This is a genomic window from Myroides injenensis M09-0166, assembly GCF_000246945.1.
Lineage (GTDB): Bacteria > Bacteroidota > Bacteroidia > Flavobacteriales > Flavobacteriaceae > Flavobacterium > Flavobacterium injenense.
This window is the reverse complement of record NZ_BAEX01000066.1, coordinates 1-19,636: the sequence shown is the minus strand read 5'-3', so window position 1 is coordinate 19,636 and position 19,636 is coordinate 1. Positions and strand designations below refer to the sequence as shown.

The following is a 19,636-nucleotide window of genomic DNA, read 5'->3' as shown; positions in this document are numbered from 1 at the left end:
GAACAGAACATACATTTATCTATATTGATTAATTATATAACAATAAAAAGAGCTACTATTATAAAAATAGTAGCTCTTTTTATTCTATAGAGATTATTGTTTTAATCTTCGTCGTCGGCTATTTCTAAATCTTTTAATGCATCCAATGAATCTTCAGCTGGATCAACAAAATCCTCTTCATCTTCATCGAAATTTTCGATTCTGTCCGCTAACTTAGTACTTACTTTCACAAGATAGATAGTATCTTCCGTTCTAACTTCCACTGCTTCAACAGTTTCATTCTTAACATTCTTAAAACGAATGATATCTGAATCATCATATCCATCAGGAAATTTCTCCACTAAAAGGGATAAAATTTCGTTAGTTAATTTTGCGTAATCAACAATTACTCTTTTCATTCTTTTATTGCTTTATTTCGGTTCAAATGTAATAGCTAAATTGTAATAAACAAATAAAAATTTAAACTTAATTTACATTTTTTTCCTATCAATTAATTACCAAGAATATACGCAAATATCAATGGCGCCACGATAGTTGCATCTGATTCAACAATGAACTTAGGTGTATCAATATCTAATTTACCCCAAGTAATTTTTTCGTTCGGCACTGCTCCTGAATATGAACCATAAGAAGTAGTAGAATCCGATATTTGACAGAAATAAGACCAGAAAGGTACATCTTCCCACTCTAAGTCTTGATACATCATAGGAACAACACAAATTGGGAAATCTCCAGAGATTCCACCACCAATTTGGAAAAATCCTACTCCATGTCCACCTGAATTAGCTCTATACCACTCTGTCAAGTATATCATGTACTCAATACCAGTTTTCACTGTGTGTACATTTAATTTACCTTTAATAACGTTAGATGTAAAGATATTTCCGCAAGTAGAATCTTCCCATCCTGGACATACGATTGGAATATTTTTTTCTGCTGCTGCAACAATCCAAGAATCTTTAGGGTCAATTTCATAATATTGCTCTAATACTCCTGAATTTACTATTTGATATAAAAACTCATGTGGAAAATAACGTTTCCCCTCTGCTTCAGCAGCATGCCATACATCTTCTAAATGTTTTTGCAAACGACGAAAAGCTTCTTCTTCAGGAATACAAGTATCTGTTACACGGTTATAATGGTTATCTAATAACTCTCTCTCTTGTTCTGGAGTCAAATCTCTATAATTTGGAACTCTTTTGTAATGAGAGTGAGCAACCAAGTTCATCACGTCTTCTTCTAAGTTAGCACCTGTACAAGATATAATTTGCACCTTATCTTGACGAATCATCTCAGCAAGAGAAATTCCTAACTCAGCAGTACTCATTGCACCTCCCATAGAGATTAACATTTTTCCTCCAGCGTCTAAGTGTGCTTCATATCCTTTTGCAGCATCCACTAACGCAGCAGCGTTAAAGTGTCTATAGTTATGCTCAATAAACTGACTAATTGGTCCTTTACTCATTTTATTTTTACTTTTATATTAATAATTTCTTTTTATTCTATTTTTTATATCCTAAGATTTCTAATACCTGATCAGCTGTTTGTTGTTCTGAAAACAATTCTGTAGCTATAATACCATTTTCATCTTTATCAATCAAAATATGTTTTGGTTGAGGAATTAAGCAGTGGTGAATACCACCGAATCCTCCAATTTGATCTTGATAAGCACCTGTATTAAAGAAACCAATATACAAAGGTTTTTCTTTATTATACTTAGGAAGATAAATAGCATTTAAATTTTGCTCAGAATTATAGTAATCATCACTATCACAAGTTAACCCACCTAAAAGAATACGCTCGTAAGCATCATTCCATCTATTAATAGGTAACATTATAAATCTTTTATTAATTGCCCATGAATCAGGTAAAGTAGTAATGAAAGACGAGTCTATCATATTCCATTTTTCTCTATCATTTTGTTGTTTTTGGTACAACACTTCATAAATAGCTCCACCACTTTCACCTACTGTATATGAACCAAATTCTGTAAAAATATTTGGTACAGCAACATCAGCTTCTTCACAAACTATTTTAATTTGGTTAATAATCTCATCAACCATATACTGGTAATCAAATTCGAAAGCCAATGAATCTTTGATTGGAAAACCTCCACCAATATTTAAACTATCTAATGTAGGACATTCTTTCTTTAAAGTAATATATACTTTTAAACATTTCACTAACTCATTCCAATAATACGCAGTATCTCTAATACCTGTATTAATAAAGAAATGAAGCATTTTAAGCTCTACTTTAGGATTGTCAGCAATCTGTTTTCTATAGAATGGCAAGATACTTTTATATCCAATGCCTAATCGTGATGTATAGAACTCAAATTTTGGAGACTCTTCTGAAGCAATACGAATACCTATTTTGAATTTCTTATCTATTTGCTCTTGTAATAAGTCAAGCTCTTCATAGTTATCAATAATTGGAATAGTATTCTCATGCTTATTATTAATAAGATTTGCAATATTATCAATGTACTGTGCACGTTTAAAACCATTACATAGCACAAATGTATCTTTGTTAATCTTACCCGTGTCAAGTAAATTCTCAACAATATTCACATCAAAAGCAGACGATGTTTCCACGTGAATATCGTTTTTAAATGCTTCGTTTAGAACATATGAGAAATGTGAACTCTTAGTACAATAGCAATAATAGTAGTTTGCTTTGTACTTGTTTTTATCCATTGCCTTTCTAAAGATCGTCTTAACATTAGCTATGTTTTCAGAGATTTTTGGCAAATAAGTGAATTTAAGAGGACTACCGTATTTTTCAACTAATCCTAATAAATCAATATTGTGAAATAGTAAATTATCCTTGTTAAGTTTAAATTCCTCTTGAGGAAAATAAAAAGTTTGATTGATTAAATCTACATACTTTGTATTCATGTGAAATACCAATTAAAAAAAGTTAATAAAATTTGATTACAACGGTTAATTTACCATTTTTCAAACTCTGATATTAGCATATAAAATAGGAAGTTTATAACTAAATTTAAATGAGTTAAGCGCTTCCTTAAAATATTTAATAATACCATATACAAAATCAGCCTTTTGTCTTCTAACAAAACGCTTTAAGATGCGTCTCTTTGACACACAAAATCTAATATATAAAACGTCTATTTTCACGTCGGCAAATGTAACAAAATAAACTATCGAAAAAAGAAAAAGTGTTTTATTTTCCACACTATTTCAGATACTCTTCAAATGCTTTGGCTATTAACACCTTATCTATGACAATATCATAAGTAGCCTCCCCTATTTCTTTTAATAAAACGCATTTTATAACCCCGTTTTCATTCTTCTTATCAAACTTAAGCCACTCTAAAATATCCGATATGTCTGATTGATCAAAATCTAGTCGATCGTAGATATTAAAAACACATGCTTTAACCTCATTATAATCCTTAGTACTTAAACCTAACAATTCTTTTGAGAGATATGCCTCAATAACCATTCCAGCGGCTATAGCCTCACCGTGAAGAATAGCTTCTTTTTTATCTGACAATAAAAAATAACTTTCAATAGCATGACCTACCGTATGACCAAAATTCAAGATTTTTCGCAACCCTTTTTCTTTTGGGTCATTATCTACTACTTCATTTTTTATTATTACTGAGTGCATCACTAAGGTTTCAATATCCGCAAAATCAACATTTGCAATATCTTTTAGATGATCAAAATATTTTTTATCAAATATTAAACCATGTTTTAGCATCTCTGCATACCCAGATTTTAATTGATTAACCGGCAGTGTTTCTAAATAATTAACATCGATTACAACAATCTTAGGCATTGAAAAAGTACCGATACAATTTTTAATCCCTGCTGAGTCCACTCCTGTTTTACCGCCTACAGAGGCATCTACCATAGCTAATAAAGTAGTAGGAACATTATAACAATCAATACCTCTCATAAATATAGAGGCGACAAAACCACCTAAATCGGTAACAACTCCACCTCCTACAGTTACAATAACACTTTTACGATCCCCACCTAAATCTAGCATAGCTTGGATTACACCTTCCGCTGTCTGTAACGTTTTATACTCTTCTCCTGCCTCTATTTCTATTATTTCAAAAGGAATTTCTGTTGGTAAATTCGATAAAAAATAAGGTATACACAATTCATTACAATTAGAATCAGTGATAATAAACAACTTAGAATATTGTTTTTCATTTAATTTCTGTCCTAAAGCGATATAAGCATCTTGACCGAATAATATTTGACTTCCTTTTGTATTAAGTATTTCCATTTTTTATCATTTGTTATACAAATTAAGGTATTATTATTTTAAAAAAAGACTTTTTTACCTAAATATTGAAAGCAAATTTCACTACTCTTTATCCAATTTAAAACTTCTATTTTTTAATACTCTAATTCTAACCCTTTTTAAATACCCAGAGAATTGGCAAGAGATGTTTTAAACACAAAAATGGTTTGAAGTTTACCCTCAAACCATTTTTATGTCATATTAATTAGGTTAATATTTCTCTTCCCAATCTTTTATCATTTTTTCAATCTCATCACGAGATTTTCCTGTTTTTTCTTGAATTCTACCAAGAACTTGATCTAGGTGGCCTTCAGCTTGGGCTTTATCGTTATCAAACCATTCGCCATATTTTTGAACAACAGCACCTTTGATTCTATTCCATTTTCCTTCTAATTCTAATTTATTCATAATTTAATTTTTTAACAGTTAATAAATTTGGTTAAAAATATAATAACAATATTATTACATTTATATATCATTAAAAGTACAAAAAAATATCCAATCAACTACTGAATAATATTATTAATAATTTAAAAATCACACAAAAAAGTTAACAGATAGAAGAAAAAAATATAACTACTAATAATTCATTAAATCGTAAATACTTATTATTTGCTAAATCAATAAAATTAAACACTTTATTATTATTTTTAATGACTTATCTATCAAAAGAATATTTAGATAAATGTGTAACAGGTTTTAAACTCTTTTTGAATTACTTCCTTTTAAAAACTAATTCTTACTTATCACTTTCTATTCTAAGTTTAACAGCTGTATTATTCTTACTTAATTACTTTTAGCGCTTTGCTCTACTATAAGTTATGTACTTGTACCAACAAGGCTTAATAAGCAATTCGGGATATTGAATAGTAGATTTGCTTGGGTATTGTTGCAGTATTACTTGAGAAAGCACTGTAAAAACAGGAACTACTCGAACAATACTGCAACCGTACCTGAACAACACAGGGGTTAAGACTGAATTAAATTCTTGAAAATTTGAAAAATAATGGATAACGAATTGACCTTTTCACGGTCACTTTTACAAAAAACAGAAGACTTTGATTTGTGTCTTTTTAATCAGCTCTATAACCTAAAGTACTGAATAATAGTACAAAAATACAACTTTATTAACTATTAATAGTACAGTTGTAAATACTATTTCATAAGATATATAGTATATTAACTTTAATTGCAAATTTTTCGCTTTGACCCAGCGATCATTTTAAGCAAAAAAAGGTATAACAATTAGTACCTGTAGCATATTATAATAAATTAAAAACAAAAAATAGAGGTAAAAGTTATTCCTACAAACCCCCATTCTGTTTAACACTTTTTTACAATATAAAGGTATATATATCAAGTAAAACGAAAGTGAAATACTATTCTTAATTAAAGATTTTTTTAACTATACTCATTTAAATCACAAATATGTTTAAATATTATTAAAAGAGTAATTATATTTGCGTAACTATTTTATTTTTAATAATGGAAAATTTATTTAATAATACAGAAGTAGCTTTTGCTCTTAAAAATAATAAAGAGTTAAAAAGAGCTCATTTTCTATTCAAAATGATTAGTAAACCAACCCTTGTTAAACTAGGCTCAGGGCTTGCTAATTTCGCTATAAAAACTCATTTACCTGTTACTGGTTTAATTCGTTCAACTGTTTTTGATCACTTTTGTGGTGGAATCAGTGAAGAAGACTGTTTAAGTGTAGTAGATCGCATGTATAAAGAAGGACGTGTAGCCTCTGTACTAGATTATTCTGTGGAAGGAAAAGAAACAGAAGAACAATTTGATGCTGCATTAAATATGACCTTAAAAACGATCGAAATAGCTAAAGGTCGTCCTAATGAAATTCCTTTTGCTGTATTTAAACCTACTGGTTTTGGTCGTTTTGACATGTTTGTTAAAAAAGGAGAAAACAAAGAATTCACTCCAGAAGAACAAAAAGAATGGGAAAGAATCTTATATCGTTTTAATATAGCATGTAAATATGCTTATGATAATGATGTACTTCTTTTAATCGATGCAGAACACAGTTGGATGCAAGATGCAGCTGATGAGATTTGTTTAGATATGATGCGTAAGTATAATAAAGAGAAAGCTATTATCTATAACACTGCTCAATTATACCGTTGGGATCGTCTACAGTACCTTAAAGATTTACATGCTATAGCTGTAAAAGAAGGTTTTTATGTAGGGATGAAAGTTGTACGTGGAGCATATATGGAAGTTGAAAGAGAAAGAGCTGTGCAAAAAGGATATAAATCTCCAATATGCGTTGACAAACAAGCAACTGATATTAACTATAATGCTGCAATTAGTTTTATGGTTGATCACATTGATACAATGGCTTTGTTTGCAGGTACTCATAATGAAAACAGTTCATATCTACTAATAGACTTAATGAAAGAGCACAATATCGCTCATAATGATAAAAGATTATTCTTTGGTCAATTATATGGTATGAGTGACAATATCAGCTTTAACTTAGCTAAAGCAAATTATAATGTTGCTAAATACTTGCCTTTTGGACCAGTAAGAGATGTTATTCCTTACTTAATTAGAAGAGCTGAAGAAAATACTTCTGTAAAAGGTCAAACTAACAGAGAATTAGACTTGATAGTTACAGAAATGAAAAGAAGAAAATTATAAGAAAAATAAAAAAGGCATGATGTTAAATCATGCCTTTTTACTATAAGCTCCAATCTATTGGAGTCTTTCCAATGCTTTTTAGATATTCGTTAGTCTTAGAGAATGGCTTACTATCATAAAAACCTCTATAAACTGACAATGGAGAAGGATGTGCTGTTTCTATCACGTAATGTCTATTCCTATCGATATTTTTACCTTTTTTCTGCGCGTAACTTCCCCAAAGAATAAAGACAATTCCTTCTCTTTGCGAGGCTAATTTTTCGATTACAGTATCAGTAAACTGTTCCCAACCTCTTTTTTGATGTGAACCAGGACTTTTCTGAAGTACAGTTAAGGTTGCATTTAATAATAAAACACCTTGCTCAGCCCATTTTGTTAAATCACCGGTTTTACCATTTTTGACGCCTAAATCACTTTCTAATTCTTTGAAAATATTCACAAGACTAGGTGGATTCTTAACCCCTTTACCAACAGAAAAAGATAAACCATTTGCTTGAAAAGGTCCGTGATATGGATCTTGTCCAAGTATTACCACCTTAGTATTTTCAAAACTAGTTAATTCTAATGCTTTAAAAATATCCTCTTTTGGAGGATAAACTATTTTGGAATTGTATTCTAAACCTAAAAAATCAATTAGCTTTAAATAGTATTCTTTTTTTAACTCATCTTGTAAAATTGGGTACCAGTCAAGTGATTTACTTATTTCTATCATCTTATCAAAATTGTAAGTAACAAAAATAGCTATAACTTCTTTAAATAAAAAAGCCAATAAGTTTAAAACTCATTGGCTTTTTTATAGTAAAATACATCAAGTATTTATATGTCTCCAATACCCTTAAAGTTTGGTAAAAAAGCACCGCGAATACAGAAAATCTCACGGATATCATTTTGATTAACTTCAAGATTTTCATAATTAGGGTTATCACTAATGAATAATAACTTTCCTGTATCAGTCACTCTTTTATAGCGGTAGATTAACATCCCTCTGCCCTCTAAGACAAAAAGATATAAATGCCAAGGGTGTATATCACTTAATTCTATTTTCTTCGTAATAACGTAAGAAGATACTTTAATAGTAGGATACATATTTTCAGTAGCTACCTGAAAAGCAATATCTACTTCCTCCGTAGTAGGAAAAATAAAAGTAGGTGCCGAGGCTAAGGTCTTTTCAGGGTCTAAAAAATACTCAAAGTGATGATCTATCGATATCATCTTAGCTTTTCTTTTTTGATAAGCGTTATTATAAATGCACTAGAATCAGCAAAGAATAACTCATTTAAGTCAATCTTGTGCTCTTTACATAGGGCAATAAGGCTATCATACTGTAAACTATTTCTTTTTTTCCAAGAAGAAATAGTATTTGGTTTCACATCTAGTATTCTCGACAACTCTAAATCTGTCTTAATACCTAACATCTTTTTTAATTTTTTAATTACAACAGTCGCATTTTGCATTTTCTCTCAATTTTTTCAATTTTTCTTTCTTTCAATTTTTCTTCTCATTTGCTTCAGAATATGAATTTCAGCCAGTTTATATATTCTAAGAACGAGATAAAACTATTTATTAAATCACTTAAATAAGATATTTAAAAACAAATAATTTTAGCAAAAAAACGAATAATATCACAAGTCATAACACTCTTAATATGTACTTAACTCTTTTTTTAACAAAAACTATCTCATTTAATACCTAAACCCATTAATTGGTAGGTCATTTTTTGATTATCCTAGTTAAGTTATAAAATAACATTATTGCACAAAGAATAATTACATAAAAATTACTAATAAATTAAATTCTCATTATATACTTTATTTCGTTATTGCGCATTATAGAATTCGCGTAAAGTATAATATTGTAAATACAATTACTTTGCCAAAAAGTAAAATCAACATATTATTTTGTAATATTTTTAACGACTTACCTTCTCAATGTTTACTAGATTTGGTAACTTAGCAGAATTAAAATAAATTAAAATGAGAAGAAATCTAATATTTTTGTCAGCGCTACTTGGACTGACAGTTGTTGGTTGTAAGACAGTTAGTAGCACTGCTATTGCTGTAGAACAAACAAATAGTCAAGAGAATACTATCATTATGAATAACTTATTAAAAGGTACTTGGACGTTAAGTTCAATTAATAAATCAATATCTGAAGGAAAAAGTATTAAAGAGTTATTTCCTAATAAAATACCTTTTCTAAATTTTGATACAGAAAAAACAACTGTAAATGGTACTGATGGCTGTAATAATATATTTGGAAAATATGAAGTAAGTGGTTCTAACTCTATTAAAATTGGAGATAAATTAGCTTCTACTCTAATGGCATGTGAAGGGGTATCAGACTATTTGTTTATGAGTAACTTAACCAATGTAACAACATTTGAAGTGAAAGGAAATGAATTAATCCTATCTTCTGAACAAGGAGTTATTTATAAATTTACGAAACAAGCAAATGATAAGCTAGATGGTTCTGAATGGGTATTAGACTTTATCCAACCTTTAGATAGAAGTTCAAAATCATTAGAAGATCGCTTCCCATTTACGGTTCCTACTATTAAATTCGAAGGAAATAAAGTTTTTGGTAATGCTGGATGTAATAACTTTAATGGAGCTCTAGAAACGTCTAATGGTACTTTAAATATTGATAAATTAGCAATGACTCGCAAATTTTGTGAAGGTGTAGAAGAAAACTTATACACAAGTAATTTGCAAAACGCTAAAAAATATAAAATTAAAGATGATGAATTAACATTATTATCTGCTGACGATCTTGTGCTATTAAGATTTAAAAAGAAATAATACTTTATAATTTATCGAGAGATTTAAAGGTCTAACCATATCGGTTAGGCCTTTTTTTATTAACTCAATCTAAAATATTTCAATATTTCTTTAATTTTTAAGAATTGGAACAAATCTTGTATATTTAAGTCAAGCCCTTTAGAATTAAGACTCTAATCAAATTCTAATGTGTCATTAATCTTAACTTAATGTGGTTCAAAGATACTTGTAATATGCTATATCTATTTTTGGACAGTTAAAAATTCATATTCAGTATGTATAAAAAAGCGATACTATTAGTATTTGTTTTATTGAGTTATAAAAGCATTGCTCAGAACAAGGAAATACTATTATCTAAGGAACAAATAGAAGCGAAGTTTTTAGAACAAAACTTTGACTTATTAATTAAAAGACTTGAGATATCTCAAGCTGAAGCTCAAATTATTCAAGCTAAGTTATGGCCTAATCCTACCTTTGAAATATCTGAGGTTAATTTATGGAAAACTACAGATATAGAAGAGCAACCTTATATAATGGGCAAATGGGGTGATTCTCAACAAATATCATTGCACTTAGAACAGCAAATACAAACTGCAGGTAAAAGAAGAAAAAATATTGACTTACAAAAGCTTTCAAAGGAAGAGAAAGAAAAAGAATTCGAAACTATTCTGCGTGAAAGCAAATTAGAGTTAAGAAAAACAATAACTCAACTACAGGTTTTACAAAAACAATTAGAGATTTTTAATAATCAGATTGCTAATACAGGAAACTTAATTAAGGCTTATAAAAATCAATTAGAACATGGTAATATTAGCCAGGCTGAATATATGAGATTAAAAGCTGCAGAACTACAATTCAGAAAAGAGTATCTAGATATTAAGAAAGAGTATGAAGAAACCGTAAAAGATTTAAAAAACTTCATTAGTATTAAAGACAATGTTCAAATCGTTATTGCAGAAGATTTACAAATGCCTACTAAAGAAGTTTCTGAGATACTGCTCCAAGATTGGATTGTCGAAGCTTACGAAAACAGACCTGATTTACACTTAGTAAAAAACTTAGAAAAACAATCTCTTAAAAAATTAGCCATTGAGAAAGCTGAACGTACACCAGATCTAACTTTTGCTATTGACTATGATAGAGGTGGTAATATTATGAGGGACTTTATCGGATTAGGTGTTTCATTTGATTTACCTATTTTCAATAGAAACAAAGGAAATATAAAAGAAGCCAAACTAGATATAGAAATCGCTAAACTAGACATACAGAATAAAGAAAACGAAATAGCGAATGAAATAATTGAAGCTTATAGAAATTATTACGATGCTTTACAGCTATATAGCAATATAGATATTGATTACGAAGAGCAATTAGACAAGTTAATACTTTCTTATTTTAAGAATTTTGAAAAGCGAAATGTAAGTCTTATCGAATATTTAGACTTTGTTGAAGCCTACCTTGATAACAAGAACTTGATTCTCGAAACTAAAAAAGATATCATAGATCACTTCGAAACCCTTCAATATGCTATTGGTAAAGATATTTAATCCTACAAAAATGAAAATGATGCAAAAATATACAATCCCTTTCTTAAGCTTATGCGTTATTGCATTTGCTGGCTGTAAAACAACAACTAACGAAAACCTTGTAACAGATGAACCTTATTGCGTTCCTAAAGAATTAAAAGAAGGGCTGAACTTTGAAAAGGTAACGAAACGCCCAATTGAGAGATCAATTACTTTAAATGGTACAATAGAATACAATAAAGACAAAACAATACCCTATATCTCTCTTGTAGATGGAATCGTTACGAAAACTAACTTTTCACTAGGTGACTTTGTACATAAAGGGCAAGTATTAGTAGAAATTAGTAGTGCAGACCTTAATGAACTTCACGAGGACTTTAATAGCGCACAAAAAGAACTTAAAGTAGCTAAAAGGGAACTAGAATCTGTCAAACAAATGTATGACGATGGTATTGCCTCTCAAAAAGAATTACTAGAAGCTGAAAGTGAGGTAAAAGTGCTTGAATCAAAAGTACAATTAAGTAAGAATAATCTTAAACACTATGATTCTAATTCATCAGGTACTTACTTTATTAAGGCTCCTCAATCAGGATATATTGTAACAAAAGATATTACTACGGGGATGTCTATTAATGCTGGTGATGATCCATTATTTACTATTGCAGATTTAAGTGATGTGTGGATAATGGCAAATGTATATGCGACAAATATGAAAAATGTTACTCCAAACCTTGAAGTACAAGTTTCAACTTTAGCATATCCCGATGAATACTTTGCAGGTAAAATTGCTAAAGTATCACAAGTGTTTGACAGTGAAGAACGTGTGTTAAAAGCGCAAATCACAATGATTAACCAAGAAATGAAGCTTAAACCAGGAATGGCTGCTGATATTGTCATTCAGTTAGATAGTAATGAAGGCGATGCTTTAGCAGTGCCAAACAATGCTTTGATATTCGATAATAATCAAAACTATGTAGTAGTATTTGTAGATGATTGCCATCAAGAAGTAAGAAAAGTTACTCCAATTGCAAAAAACAGTCTATATACCTATGTAAGTGATAATGTAAAAGAAGGTGAAGTTGTCATTACTACAAATGAATTATTAATATACGACCAATTAAATAACAGATTATAATCAAAAGGTATTCTTATGCAAAAATTTGTAAAAAATATAGTAGCATTTTCACTTAAAAATACCTTTATAGTTATTTTCGGTGTATTGTTATTACTATTTGGTGGAATCTACAGTTACATCCATACCCCTATTGAGGCGTTCCCTGATGTAACAAATACGAGAGCTCGTATTATTACGCAATGGCCTGGTAGAAGTGCTGAAGAGATTGAGAAGTTTATTACACTTCCTATTTCTAAAGAAATGAATACCATTCCTAATAAGGCAGAAGTACGTTCTATATCATTATTTGGTCTTTCAGTAGTTACTGTTCTTTTTAATGATGAGATTGACGATTTCTATGCCCAACAGTATGCATCAAATAGAATGGGGAATGTTAACCTACCCGATGGTGCAGACTTTGAGATTGAACCTCCATCTGGGGCAACTGGGGAAATCTTTAGATATATTATTAAAAGTGATTTACCTATAAAAGAAGTCACTTCTATTCAAGATTGGGTTGTAGAACGAGAATTATTATCTGTACCAGGCGTGGCTGATGTAGTGAGCTTTGGTGGAGAAGAAAAGATATATGAAATTCAAATTAATCCTACTGAATTAGTCAATTATGATCTATCGCCTTTAGACGTTTATGAAGCTGTCGAAAAAAGTAATATTAACGTAGGTGGAGATGTTATACAACGTGGTGATCAGGCGTACGTTGTTAGAGGTGTTGGTCTTCTTGATAATATTGAAGATATAGAGAATATTCTTATTGAAGTAAAAGGCAATACCCCTATCCTAGTAAAACACGTTGCAACTGTATCTATTAGTGCTAAACCGCGATTAGGACAAGTTAGTTTCCAAGATGAAGATGACGTAGTACAAGGAATTGTCGTTATGCTAAGAGGTGAAAACCCTAGTGAGGTGATTAGCAAACTAAAAGATAAAATCACAGACCTTAATGAGCGTATATTACCTAAAAACGTAAAGATAGAACCTATTATTGACAGAACGGATCTTGTTAATACAACAGTTACAACAGTTACAAAGAACTTAGTCGAAGGTATTGTATTAGTTTCCATTATTGTATTTATCTTCTTATATAACTGGCGTACGACATTTATTGTAGCCTCAGTTATCCCGTTAGCATTTTTATTTGCCATTATAATGCTGAAAATACAAGGATTACCTGCAAACTTAATCTCTATGGGGGCTCTAGATTTTGGATTATTACTAGAGGGAACACTTGTAATAGTAGAACACGTTTTTGTGGGGCTAGAGAAGAAAGCAGAGATGGTGGGAATGAGGAGATTTAATAAAATGTCCAAACTTGGAACCATCAAGAAAAGTGCAGGTAGTGTAGCTAGCTATATTTTCTTTGCATTACTTATTTTGATAGTGGCTTTAATGCCTATATTCTCTTTCCAAAAAGTAGAAGGAAAAATGTTTTCTCCACTTGCCTTTACACTAGGTTACGCTTTATTAGGATCTCTAATTTTAAGTTTGACATACGTACCTGCAATGTGTAAGATACTACTAACTAAGAATATTAGAGAAAGAGAAAACGTAATTTCTAGATTTTTCAAAACAAACATTTACAGAATGTTTAATTTGAGCTTTAGAAATAAGAAAGTAACCATAAGTTTATTTGCAATACTTCTTATAGTTTGTGGAGCTCGTTTTCACTATTATGGCTCTGAATTCTTACCAAAACTTAATGAAGGAGCTATCTATGTGAGAGCTACCTTACCAAGTAGTATAAACTTAGATGAGTCAGTGCGCTTATCTAAAGAGATGAAAGAAATCATAAGAGAATTTGACGAGGTAAAATTTGTTTTAACTCAGACTGGAAGACCTAATGATGGAACAGACCCTACTGGGTTCTTTAATATTGAGTTTCACACAGAACTAAAACCACAAAGCGAATGGAAAAGAAGTATTTCTAAAGACGAATTGCTCGACGAAATGAGGACAGCTTTAGAAAAATATCCAGGTATTAACTTCGGCTTTAGTCAACCAATTCAAGATAATGTTGAAGAATACGTAGCTGGTGTAAAAAGTTCCTTGGTTATTAAAATATTTGGAGATGACCTCTTTGAATTAGAGGATTACGCAAATCAAGTGGCTAAAAGCATCAAAGATGTAGAGGGTATTACTGATCTAAATATCTTTAAAAATATAGGTTTACCTGAATTAAGAATTGCATTGCACGATAATAAAATGGCAAAATATGCTGTAACTACTGCAGATGCACAAGCAGTTATCGCAATGACCATTGGTGGGCAAGCCGCTACTACTTTTTACGAGAATGAACGTATGTTTGATGTTGTGTTACGTTTTGAAAAGAACTATAGAGATTCTGCCGAAAAAATTGGTGATATCTTAATACCTACATTAGACGGTAAGCAAGTGCCACTTAAAGAAATAGCTACAATAGATTATCACACAGGACCAGCATTTATATATAGAGAGGGTTCTAGTCGTTATATTGGTGTAGGCTTTAGTATTGAAGGGCGTGATCTAGGCAGTACAATTGAAGAAGCGAAACGAAAAGTAGCTGCTAATGTTCATTTACCTTCACAAAATAAAATTGAATGGGCTGGTGAATTTGAAAGTAAAGAGAGAGCTGCTACACAACTTATGTTAGTTGTACCAGTATCATTAATATTGATATTAGTCCTACTCTATTTTAACTTTGGCAACGTGAAAGATACTGCTATTTCAGCAATGACAATTCCATTTGCATTTATTGGTGGATTTGTATCACTGTGGGCTACCGGAACCATATTTGGTATCTCAGCCGGAATTGGATTTATAATTCTATTTGGGGTAGCTACAATTGATGGAATTGTATTAATTGGTGTAATGAGAGAGAACTTAAGAAAGCGAATGCCTCTAGTAGAAGCCATTAAAGATGGAGTAAAAAGTAGAATACGTCCAGTAATTATGATTGCATTAATGGGATCAATGGGACTATTACCAGCAGCATTGTCACATGGTATGGGTTCAGAAATTCAAAAACCATTAGCCATCATGATTGTAGGTGGATTAATAATATGCATGGTATTGTCCTTTACAGTCTTGCCATTAGTATTTTACTGGGCTTACAAAAACAAAGAAGAACATAGTAATTAGAATATAATTAACCATAAAAAGGTCGTCTATTTAAGACGACCTTTTTTTAGTTTGTAGTTTGTAAATGGGTATATAAGAATTATCTTATTTATTTCCTTTTGCGTAATCTGCTAAAAATTGCGCTAATCCATTATCTGTTAAAGGATGTTTTAATAGACCTAAAATAGCACTTAGAGGTCCTGTCATTACATCAGCACCAATTTTCGCACAATTAACAATATGCATTGTATTACGTACAGATGCAGCTAAAATTTCAGTAGTAAATCCATAGTTATCATAGATTTGACGTATTTCTTGGATTAACATTAATCCATCAGTAGAAATGTCATCTAATCTACCAATAAATGGAGATACATAAGTCGCTCCTGCTTTAGCAGCTAACAAAGCTTGCCCTGCAGAAAATACTAAAGTAACATTTGTTTTAATCCCTTTAGAAGAAAAATATTTACATGCTTTAATCCCATCTTTTGTCATTGGTAATTTAACGACAATTTGTGGATTCAAGGCTGCTAATATTTCACCTTCTCTAATCATACCTTCATAATCAACAGAAATTACTTCTGCACTTACATCACCATCTACAATATCGCAGATCGCTTTGTAATGATTTAAGATATTTTCTTCTCCTGTAATGCCTTCTTTAGCCATTAATGAAGGGTTGGTTGTTACACCATCAAGCACTCCTAATGCTTCTGCCTCCTTAATCTGATCTAAATTAGCTGTGTCAATAAAAAATTTCATAATGATATATTATTTCTTATATGTTATGCTGTAGTCCAAAATTACAATATATATCCGTGTTTAAAGAACTTTTGATAAGTTTATTTTACTCTTTTATTTTGTAATGATTCATTAGTAGTTTTTCGTACATCTTACCTGGCAATATCTTCTTTAAGAACAGAGAAAACTTTTGTAACGGCTCTCCTACTTTGTATCTTACTTTAGGCTTTTTAGTATTTATTATTTTATAAATAGCTTCTGCCATATCTATTGGATTATTTCCTGCATCGACGTGTTCATTTGCCATTTCTAACGACATTTTATATACCTCTTCATACGCCGACCCTTTTATTACTGGAGCGTGATATCTACCTGCAGCAATATTGGTTGCAAAATCTCCAGGAGCTACATTCGTAACTTCAATCTTAAACGGTTTTAATTCCATTCTCAAAGCTTCTGTAACTAATTCTAACGCTCCTTTTGAAGAGGAATAAATTCCTCTAAATGGCAACCCCATATAGCCCGCAATAGAAGTAACATTAATAATTAATCCCTGTTTTCTCTCGCGCATACTTGGTAAAACAGCCTTAATCATTTCAATAGGTCCAAAGACATTCGTCTGAAAATTGTTTATTATTTCTTCTGTCGGTATCTCCTCAATAGGTCCAGTTATCCCTACACCTGCATTATTAATTAAGATATCTATCTTACCTGCTTTATCTAACACTTCTTGAATAGCAGATTGTATACTTTCCTTGTCTCTTACATCAAGTTTAACTAATGGAAATTTAGATTCTAATACTCTATCTGGATTTCTACTAGTTCCATATACTTCAAAGCCTTTCAGCAATAAAAATTCTCCTACGCATTTCCCTATACCTGATGATCCACCAGTAATAAAAACTACTTTGTTCATTGTCATAATTAATTTAAAACAAATATACTATTAACTATTATAATTCTTCGCTATGCAAGTCAAATTCCAATATTCAAAAAAGAACAACTCTAGCTCACATTCTGCATTAGAAAAATAAATATGATAAAGTAAATAAAGAAATGACAAATACACTCATTGGAAATAATAGCATATACAACGCTATACCAGAGCATCATTCAAATCTATTTTGTAAAACAATCAATTATTTCATATTTGAATTGTATATAAATCTCATCCCTGATACTCTCATAAATATCAGGACTACAAAAAACCATTAGACCTATTTACCTATAAGTAAATAAATACCTAAAAAAGCTTAAAATAGCTATTATTTGCCATTTACAAAAACACAATTATAACTCTAATCCCAGTAATGACAAGGCTTTTACCTATCACCCTAAAAGTTTACTAGTAGTTTTGTTCGAGAACGCTTCGAGAATAGTGCGCGTATTCATTGCAAAAAGGGGATTTTCCCGAACAAGACTGCAATCGTGCTCGAACAGCTCTGGGATGAGACCCACGTGAAATGCTTTAAAATTTAGAAAAATGGACAAAAAAAAATTGACTTTTTTACAGTCAATTTGGGAGAAAATACACACTTTGATTTGTATATTTTTGTTTGAAGTAGTCAGTTAAAACACTGATTATTAATGCAAAATAACAACTTTTTTAGTTAGTAATGCTACTGTTTCTAATAATACTGTGCTAAATAAATTTAGAGTTTTGATATAGATGACAATAAAAAACAAAAAGTAGCTAATACATAATAATTAAGAAAGAGCTCGCCTATTCAAAAGATAAAAAAAATTGTAATTAAAGAGAGAGTGAATAAATTGCCTATTATTCAATACTTATACTGTTTAATTCGGTTGTCTATTCTATTAAATAAATAATGATGTAGTAAAGTTATTTATTTAACTGTTACAGAAGTTTTACGATTACCTTAATGATTGTACATACAATGAAGAATTGCGAATACAATGGCAAATAAGTAAACATAAATTATTAAGTTGCAGACTTTATGAAAACACATATAGAATGTTGCGAACGAATATATTAAAAATTACTTTGATCAGTACTTTACTGATTTTCACTTCTTGTAAAAGTAGCTACTCAACTGACCTACCAAAGATTGATAATACAGAACCTTACTGGACATTAATTAATTCAGATAGTATTTCTAAAAATCTTAAAGTATTAGCCTCCGACGAATTTGAAGGCAGAAGAACTGGTGAACTTGGTCAGAAAAAAGCTGCCAATTATATAGCTGATTTTTATAAACAACATAGTATTTTGCCTCCTAAGGGTACTGATTCATATTTTCAAGTTATTCCCGCTAATTTTATGAAGGGAACAACTATAAGATTAAAAGACAGTGAAAATGTCTGGGCATTTCTAGAGGGTACAGAACACCCAGATGAAGTATTAATCCTTTCTGCTCATTATGATCACATGGGTATATTACTCGGACAAATCTATTATGGAGCTGATGATAATGGCAGTGGTACAGCTTCATTAATGGAAATAGCTAGAATTTTTAAAGAACTATATGACAAAGGTATAAAGCCTAAACGTTCCATCTTATTCCTACATTTAACAGGAGAAGAATTCGGCTTATTTGGTTCAAAGTATTATGTGCAAAATCCTGCTATACCACTTAAAAATACAATTACTGACCTTAATATCGACATGATCGGTAGAACAAGCCCAGAGTACAAGGGAAAAGAGGATTATGTATTTGTAGTAGGTTCTGATAAACTTAGTAATGACTTGCATTCTATCTCAGAAAAGGCAAATATTGAATCTGTCAAATTAGATCTAGACTATAGCTTTAATGATGAAAATGATCCTCAACAAATTTACTATCGATCAGATCATTATACTTTTGCAAAAGAAGGCATTCCTGCCATATTCTATTATAATGGAACACATGAAGATTATCACTTACCAAGTGATACTTTTGATAAAATAAATATCCCTCTTTTAAAGAAAAGAACTCAATTAATTTTTAACACAGCATGGAAATTAGCTAATGGAAACGAAAGACCAAAAATCACAAAGCAAAAGAATTAAATGGGCGAAGAGAATTGATATTACACTTTTCATTCTATGCAGTTGTAATTTAATTCTATGGTTAATGAGAGGAGCTTATATATTAGAATTTGAGACTTCTACTGCATTTGAGTGGGTATATAATAATCTGTTTTCTGTAATGGTAATTGCGTTGTTCCTACTTCCTACACTTGTGGTGATGAGCACAATTAATCGTAAAATAAGACTAGATTCATTTACGTTTCTATCTTTTAAATGTCTAGTTATCACATTTATATTAATACTAATCTTAAAATAGCAAGCTTGATTTAATGAAATAAAAAAAAGGACTTTCTGTTAGAAAGTCCTTTTTTTTCTGGGTAACTAATGGGGTTCGAACCCACGACCTTCGGAACCACAATCCGACGCTCTAACCAGCTGAGCTATAGCTACC

16 protein-coding genes, 1 tRNA gene and 1 pseudogene are annotated in these 19,636 nt (G+C 30.6%); 7 read left to right on the top strand and 11 right to left on the bottom strand.

What is annotated here, in order from left to right; translation table 11 throughout:
- Positions 1–104: 104 nt before the first annotated feature.
- From RH98_RS11005 to RH98_RS10980, 5 genes and pseudogenes are all read right to left on the bottom strand, one after another.
- Positions 105–398 (bottom strand): annotated as a pseudogene (locus RH98_RS11005) (hypothetical protein); the annotation flags it as partial.
- A gap of 92 nt (positions 399–490) precedes the next feature.
- Positions 491–1,465, bottom strand: coding sequence for a deoxyhypusine synthase family protein (locus tag RH98_RS11000; protein ID WP_006258808.1), 975 nt, complete (start codon positions 1,463–1,465; stop codon positions 491–493).
- A gap of 37 nt (positions 1,466–1,502) precedes the next feature.
- A complete protein-coding gene (locus tag RH98_RS10995; protein ID WP_010254617.1) occupies positions 1,503–2,900 on the bottom strand; it encodes a type III PLP-dependent enzyme domain-containing protein in 1,398 nt (465 codons plus the stop codon).
- A gap of 298 nt (positions 2,901–3,198) precedes the next feature.
- Positions 3,199–4,266 (bottom strand): 3-dehydroquinate synthase, encoded by a 1,068-nt coding sequence (gene aroB, locus RH98_RS10985; RefSeq protein WP_010254614.1) that lies wholly within the window; start codon positions 4,264–4,266, stop codon positions 3,199–3,201.
- Between the two features lie 228 nt (positions 4,267–4,494).
- Positions 4,495–4,692, bottom strand: coding sequence for a CsbD family protein (locus RH98_RS10980; protein ID WP_010254610.1), 198 nt, complete (start codon positions 4,690–4,692; stop codon positions 4,495–4,497).
- Between the two features lie 1,077 nt (positions 4,693–5,769).
- On the opposite strand from RH98_RS10980, the gene RH98_RS10975 reads away from it, so the two are divergent.
- Positions 5,770–6,942 carry a proline dehydrogenase family protein gene (locus tag RH98_RS10975; RefSeq protein WP_010254608.1) on the top strand — a complete coding sequence of 391 codons (1,173 nt, stop codon included), beginning with the start codon at positions 5,770–5,772 and terminating at the stop codon, positions 6,940–6,942.
- A 40-nt stretch (positions 6,943–6,982) separates the two neighbouring features.
- Here RH98_RS10975 and RH98_RS10970 read toward each other — a convergent pair whose 3' ends face one another.
- The 3 genes from RH98_RS10970 to RH98_RS16235 form a co-directional block, all read right to left on the bottom strand.
- Entirely contained in the window at positions 6,983–7,654 is a 672-nt protein-coding gene (locus tag RH98_RS10970) for a uracil-DNA glycosylase (protein WP_036495723.1), read from the bottom strand.
- Between the two features lie 104 nt (positions 7,655–7,758).
- A complete protein-coding gene (locus RH98_RS16240) occupies positions 7,759–8,154 on the bottom strand; it encodes a S24 family peptidase (RefSeq protein ID WP_010254604.1) in 396 nt (131 codons plus the stop codon).
- Positions 8,151–8,396 (bottom strand): helix-turn-helix domain-containing protein, encoded by a 246-nt coding sequence (locus RH98_RS16235; protein ID WP_010254601.1) that lies wholly within the window; start codon positions 8,394–8,396, stop codon positions 8,151–8,153. The genes RH98_RS16240 and RH98_RS16235 overlap by 4 nt, the downstream gene beginning before the upstream one ends.
- A 519-nt stretch (positions 8,397–8,915) precedes the next feature.
- On the opposite strand from RH98_RS16235, the gene RH98_RS15280 reads away from it, so the two are divergent.
- The 4 genes from RH98_RS15280 (at position 8,916) to RH98_RS10945 (ending at position 15,494) form a co-directional block, all read left to right on the top strand.
- Entirely contained in the window at positions 8,916–9,740 is an 825-nt protein-coding gene (locus RH98_RS15280; RefSeq protein WP_010254596.1) for an META domain-containing protein, read from the top strand.
- Between the two features lie 254 nt (positions 9,741–9,994).
- Complete coding sequence (locus RH98_RS10955) at positions 9,995–11,266, top strand: TolC family protein (protein WP_010254594.1); 1,272 nt, start codon at positions 9,995–9,997, stop codon at positions 11,264–11,266.
- Positions 11,267–11,285: 19 nt separating this feature from the next.
- Positions 11,286–12,380 (top strand): efflux RND transporter periplasmic adaptor subunit, encoded by a 1,095-nt coding sequence (locus RH98_RS10950; RefSeq protein ID WP_026038861.1) that lies wholly within the window; start codon positions 11,286–11,288, stop codon positions 12,378–12,380.
- 15 nt (positions 12,381–12,395) lie between these two features.
- On the top strand, positions 12,396–15,494 hold the full coding sequence (locus RH98_RS10945; RefSeq protein ID WP_010254588.1) for an efflux RND transporter permease subunit: 3,099 nt from the start codon (positions 12,396–12,398) through the stop codon (positions 15,492–15,494).
- Positions 15,495–15,578: 84 nt separating this feature from the next.
- Here the strand turns inward: RH98_RS10945 and fsa are convergent, their stop codons facing one another.
- Together fsa and RH98_RS10935 are read right to left on the bottom strand one after the other, a co-directional pair.
- A complete protein-coding gene (gene fsa, locus RH98_RS10940; RefSeq protein ID WP_010254586.1) occupies positions 15,579–16,235 on the bottom strand; it encodes a fructose-6-phosphate aldolase in 657 nt (218 codons plus the stop codon).
- An 85-nt stretch (positions 16,236–16,320) separates the two neighbouring features.
- The gene (locus tag RH98_RS10935) at positions 16,321–17,130 is read right to left on the bottom strand and encodes an SDR family oxidoreductase (protein WP_010254584.1); all 810 of its coding nucleotides are present in this window, start codon (positions 17,128–17,130) and stop codon (positions 16,321–16,323) included.
- A gap of 1,059 nt (positions 17,131–18,189) precedes the next feature.
- On the opposite strand from RH98_RS10935, the gene RH98_RS10930 reads away from it, so the two are divergent.
- Both RH98_RS10930 and RH98_RS10925 read left to right on the top strand, forming a co-directional pair.
- A complete protein-coding gene (locus RH98_RS10930; protein WP_010254582.1) occupies positions 18,190–19,224 on the top strand; it encodes a M28 family metallopeptidase in 1,035 nt (344 codons plus the stop codon).
- Entirely contained in the window at positions 19,184–19,501 is a 318-nt protein-coding gene (locus tag RH98_RS10925; protein WP_010254580.1) for a hypothetical protein, read from the top strand. The genes RH98_RS10930 and RH98_RS10925 overlap by 41 nt, the downstream gene beginning before the upstream one ends.
- Positions 19,502–19,561: 60 nt before the next feature.
- Here RH98_RS10925 and RH98_RS10920 read toward each other — a convergent pair.
- A tRNA-His gene (locus RH98_RS10920) sits at positions 19,562–19,635 on the bottom strand.
- Between the last annotated feature and the right edge of the window lies 1 nt (position 19,636).

Bases quoted from the DNA above. Each gene is read 5' to 3' on its own strand.
- RH98_RS11000 (WP_006258808.1), bottom strand. From the start codon at position 1,465: ATGAGTAAAGGACCAATTAGTCAGTTTATTGAGCATAACTATAGACAC.
- RH98_RS10995 (WP_010254617.1), bottom strand. From the start codon at position 2,900: ATGAATACAAAGTATGTAGATTTAATCAATCAAACTTTTTATTTTCCT.
- aroB (WP_010254614.1), bottom strand. From the start codon at position 4,266: ATGGAAATACTTAATACAAAAGGAAGTCAAATATTATTCGGTCAAGAT.
- RH98_RS10980 (WP_010254610.1), bottom strand. From the start codon at position 4,692: ATGAATAAATTAGAATTAGAAGGAAAATGGAATAGAATCAAAGGTGCT.
- RH98_RS10975 (WP_010254608.1), top strand. From the start codon at position 5,770: ATGGAAAATTTATTTAATAATACAGAAGTAGCTTTTGCTCTTAAAAAT.
- RH98_RS10970 (WP_036495723.1), bottom strand. From the start codon at position 7,654: ATGATAGAAATAAGTAAATCACTTGACTGGTACCCAATTTTACAAGAT.
- RH98_RS16240 (WP_010254604.1), bottom strand. From the start codon at position 8,154: ATGATATCGATAGATCATCACTTTGAGTATTTTTTAGACCCTGAAAAG.
- RH98_RS16235 (WP_010254601.1), bottom strand. From the start codon at position 8,396: ATGCAAAATGCGACTGTTGTAATTAAAAAATTAAAAAAGATGTTAGGT.
- RH98_RS15280 (WP_010254596.1), top strand. From the start codon at position 8,916: ATGAGAAGAAATCTAATATTTTTGTCAGCGCTACTTGGACTGACAGTT.
- RH98_RS10955 (WP_010254594.1), top strand. From the start codon at position 9,995: ATGTATAAAAAAGCGATACTATTAGTATTTGTTTTATTGAGTTATAAA.
- RH98_RS10950 (WP_026038861.1), top strand. From the start codon at position 11,286: ATGCAAAAATATACAATCCCTTTCTTAAGCTTATGCGTTATTGCATTT.
- RH98_RS10945 (WP_010254588.1), top strand. From the start codon at position 12,396: ATGCAAAAATTTGTAAAAAATATAGTAGCATTTTCACTTAAAAATACC.
- fsa (WP_010254586.1), bottom strand. From the start codon at position 16,235: ATGAAATTTTTTATTGACACAGCTAATTTAGATCAGATTAAGGAGGCA.
- RH98_RS10935 (WP_010254584.1), bottom strand. From the start codon at position 17,130: ATGAACAAAGTAGTTTTTATTACTGGTGGATCATCAGGTATAGGGAAA.
- RH98_RS10930 (WP_010254582.1), top strand. From the start codon at position 18,190: ATGTTGCGAACGAATATATTAAAAATTACTTTGATCAGTACTTTACTG.
- RH98_RS10925 (WP_010254580.1), top strand. From the start codon at position 19,184: ATGGAAACGAAAGACCAAAAATCACAAAGCAAAAGAATTAAATGGGCG.